The following is a 1,807-nucleotide window of genomic DNA, read 5'->3' as shown; positions in this document are numbered from 1 at the left end:
TTCAACGCCTACGCCGCGACCCCTCGACCGACCTGCCTTCTTGACTCCAGCCATGAGGGCCGGTTAATGGTGGCGTAATGGGTGCGGCAGCGCTGCCAGGACGCCCCGGGCAAGGTGGCCCCAATCGCTGAGAGCAGTCCAGCATGGGCGTCGCTGGTGACCAGCGCCACCCCAGACAGGCCGCGCGCGGTCAACGAGCGCAGAAACGTCAACCAGCCCGCACCGTCTTCGGCGGTGGTGACGTCGATGCCCAGGATTTCGCGGTAGCCCTCAGCGTTGACGCCCACCGCGATCAGCGCGTGCACGTTGACCACGCGGCCGGCCTCGCGGACCTTGAGTACCAAAGCGTCGGCGGCCATGAACGTATACGGGCCGGCATCAAGAGGCCGAGTGCGGAAAGCCTCCACGGCAGTGTCGAGTTCTTTGGCCATCACCGACACCTGCGACTTCGACAAGCCGGTAATCCCGAGGGTCTCGACCAGCTTGTCCATCCGCCGGGTCGAGACCCCGAGCAGATAGCAGGTGGCCACCACAGTTGTCAGGGCCCGCTCGGCGCGTTTGCGGCGTTCCAGCAGCCAGTCCGGGAAGTAGGACCCCTGGCGCAGCTTGGGAATCGCCAGATCCAAACTGCCTGCCCGGGTATCGAACTGGCGATGCCGATAACCGTTACGAGAGTTAGTCCGCTCGCTGCTGCGCTGACCGTAGGCCGCGCCGCATAGCGCGTCAGCCTCGGCGCCCATCAGCGTGTGGATGAAGGTAGCCAGCAGTTCGCGCAACACATCAGGGTGGGTGGTGGTGAGTCGCTCAGCCAACAGTGCGGGTAGGTCGATATCGTGGGCAGCGGTCATCGCGTCGATCCTTTGCTCTAGTGACTTTGGTCGGTCTCTCGAAGAATCACGCGATGACCCTTTACTAGCCGGCTACGACACGCCGGTCCTCACCTCACGGCCCGACTCGTACACCACTTTCGTGGACGCAACCTGCCGCCTTTGCGGCGGCGCGCTTTCTCGCGTCATCCTGGGCGCACGAAACATCTGGCCGTCTGAAGTGGCCACGGTGGTCGCCACGCCTCGATCGATACCGATCGACCGTCCCGTCCTGCCGGCGTCGGACACCGCCGGTTGCGGCGCGGGGAAACTCACATGCCAGCGTCCAGTGCAGCTGCGGGTGATCCGAGCCATGCCCAACTTGCCGTGGGGAAACGCACGGGACAGCTTGAACTTCACCCAACCCAGCTTCGGCACCGCGACCTGCGCCCACCTACGGCTGTGCACCACAACCTTGGTGTCGCGGACGCAAAAGCCCTCGGACTGGCCGCGTTTGCGCCACGTCGGCTTTAGCGTTGCCCTCGAAGCACGCTTGGGCGGCCCGGTCGAAGTCGCGCAACGCCTGCTGCTGCACCGATGACGACCCACCGCGTAGCCACTCGAACTCTTGCCGCGCCTGGGCAAGCTGCTTTTGCCGCGCCGCGGGACCCGGCGCGCACCGTCCCGTGGTGCCGCGCTCGCGCCGCTCACGGTAGCGGAACTGTTCGACCGCCAGGTTCCACACGTACCGGGCATCAGCGCACAGTGGCGTTCCCGCATGAAGACAGCCTGCTCCTCTGTTGGGTACAGCCTGTAACGGTTAGCCACGTCGACAACCTAACTTTGGGTACCGACACCGACCACCGTGCAGCTCTCGAAGCTTGTGAACAGTCTCAAGGGTGTGTCGGCCAGGCGACTGCGCTACGATATCTCTAGGTGAGCGGCGTGTGGAGTCGACGTCTACGACGGGGCCGCGGCTTGGCGTAGGTCCGTCGTCGTGG

General features: G+C 65.1%; 2 pseudogenes. One reads left to right on the top strand and one right to left on the bottom strand.

The window, feature by feature from the left end:
- Positions 1–50 precede the first annotated feature (50 nt).
- Positions 51–848 (bottom strand): annotated as a pseudogene (locus AWC08_RS20470) (IS256-like element IS1512 family transposase); the annotation flags it as partial.
- A gap of 799 nt (positions 849–1,647) precedes the next feature.
- Between AWC08_RS20470 and AWC08_RS39695 the strand changes: the two are divergent.
- Positions 1,648–1,740: pseudogene (locus AWC08_RS39695) on the top strand (IS200/IS605 family transposase); the annotation flags it as partial.
- Between the last annotated feature and the right edge of the window lie 67 nt (positions 1,741–1,807).

It is taken from the genome of Mycobacterium gordonae (assembly GCF_002101675.1).
GTDB classification, from domain to species: domain Bacteria; phylum Actinomycetota; class Actinomycetes; order Mycobacteriales; family Mycobacteriaceae; genus Mycobacterium; species Mycobacterium gordonae.
Note: the sequence above shows the minus strand (reverse complement) of the source record. Positions and strands in the feature narration are given on the sequence as shown.